This is a genomic window from Fulvivirga kasyanovii, from assembly GCF_009711405.1.
GTDB classification, from domain to species: domain Bacteria; phylum Bacteroidota; class Bacteroidia; order Cytophagales; family Cyclobacteriaceae; genus Fulvivirga; species Fulvivirga kasyanovii.
Window position 1 is genome coordinate 66,828 of the sequence record NZ_SMLW01000677.1, and the last position, 2,126, is coordinate 68,953.

General features: G+C 45.5%; 2 protein-coding genes. Both read right to left on the reverse strand.

Annotated elements, in window-relative coordinates:
• Positions 1-15 precede the first annotated feature (15 nt).
• A complete protein-coding gene (gene bamG / locus E1163_RS29250; protein WP_155177177.1) occupies positions 16-1,257 on the reverse strand; it encodes a BamG family beta-barrel-assembly machinery protein in 1,242 nt (413 codons plus the stop codon).
• On the reverse strand, positions 1,244-2,126 hold an 883-nt coding region (locus E1163_RS29255), incomplete at its 5' end, for a Kelch repeat-containing protein (protein ID WP_155177179.1). The genes E1163_RS29255 and bamG, both read right to left, overlap by 14 nt.

Sequence of the window (2,126 nt, forward strand, 5' to 3'; positions counted from 1 at the left end):
AACAGAAACCGGTTGTTATTTTATTTTCTTCCTGGCAAACCACAAGTCTCTGATGGAGATGCCCAGGTTGACCTCGTTGGTGGTTTCATAGATGAGGCTGTTGCTTGTGGTGCCATTAAATTTTCGATGATACGAAATATTGATGGCCCCATGGGTTTTCAACGGCAGGCCCAGCCCGGCGGTGATGCCCCATTTGTCGAATGAGGTATCATCAATATCGAGATATGAATTTTCGATATAATAACCTAGACGATAGCTTATATTAGAAGCATATAACAAACCTTGCCGGTTTGGTGTAAACTCAAATCCGAACGCATACCTCCAGGTGTCATTAAGTTTATCAACATTGCTCATGTCAACTTTGCTCCATTCATTAAACTCCACATCTGCTGCCAGCATAAACTTGTTGCTCACCAATGAAATACCCAAGCCTGCTTTCTGAGGGAGTGTGTAATCATTATTCTGCTCAATCTCCTCGTAAATGGTTTCTTCGTCAATATCCGAAAGCTCGGTGGTGGCGTTGCCATTAAGACTGGTTTTATCATCGTAAATGGCACCGATGTTGATGGCGAATTTTTCTCTTCGAATCTTGTAATTTAAACTAAAGTCAAGGTTTAATTTATGCAGGTAAGTTCTTTGCGATACCAGGAAAGACTCTTGCGAACCTGTGCTAACTGCCTCTTCCTGGTGCAGGATGCTGCCGGTAATAAACCTCAGGTTAGCCCCCAACGTGAAATTAGGCAAGACCTCATAACCTTGGCCGAAATAGATCTCATTAAGGCCTCCCGATCCTGAATATTTTACATCATAGAGATTTCCCTGCGAGCTGACTACATTATTTTTTTGGATACTATACCCCACTTTACTGAATGGAGCAATACCTACTATACCTGTCCATTTGTTGTTAAACCTGAACCAATAGCTCATTTGCGATAAGCCGCCATCGGACAGGTTTTCACTTGATTCGGATGTGGTGTAGGTGGTTTGGTTATAATAGATGCCAAAGTCAAACATATGGGTATAATATCCGCCAACCTCCGTATTGGCTGCCGGGTTTATGCTATTAGCCCAGTATGGGCTGTTAAGGCCTATGGATGTAAAGCCCATTCCCTGGCTTTGGATAGTGGCTTTGTTTTGTAGCTCTCCCAGCCCGAACATGGAGTAGGCCGAGCCTGCCTTATTTTGAGCCAGAGAAGAGGTGGCTACACCCATGAGTATAGCCACCACTACATTCAATTTGAAATCAATCATCTTCATCGTATTCTTCCAAAGGTTTAAATTCCCAAAGGTCATCAAATCGGGAACTGCTGTTTTGTCCCAAAGCCACATAGCCTCTGCCGTTTACGGTGAAAGCCACAGCACCTTGCCTTGCAGACCCTTCAAATGACGTTTTTTCTGTCCATACATCCAGAATGGGATCATACTCCCAGGTAGTGTTGATATTGGAGCTGGCATTTCCGGTGGTTATGTACCCGAATTCTCCTATGGAAAAGGCCACTGCAGATGCCCTTATAATGGTATAATCATCATCTTCAGTTAAAATTTCTTTGGAGGTCCAGTCGACATTGGCGGCGTCAAACTCCCAAAAGTCCGTTTGGTATATCCCATTATTCGTACCTGTGCCCACAAACACACGGTCTTCTATCATAAGGCTGACAGCGCTTTCGCGTTTTTCACCCTTCACACTCACTACCTGTTGCCAGGCAGCAGCAGCAGGATCATATTGCCAGATGTCTTTCAGGTAGTTACCGTCAAATCCTGTGCCCACATAGCCTTTTGCATTGGCAGTGAAGGCGATAGCCCTGATCCGTGCTGACCCTGCAAAGTCTTCGATCTGCACCCATTCATTAGATTCTACATCGTATTTCCAAAAATCCCTGAGTTCATCGGTGCCGTCATAGCCTGTGCCTACATATCCTGCATTGCCGATGGAGAATGCTACTGCCCCGGTACGCCCTGCCCCGGGAAAATCAGCCACCCGCTGCCAGAAGTTTTGCTCAGGGTCGTATGACCAGAAGTCTGTAAGGTAATCATCACCATCATAACCCAGTCCAACGTAGGCTTTGTCTCCGGCCACAAAGGCCACAGCGCCGGAACGTGCTACGCCTTCAAAAGAGCTTCTTTTT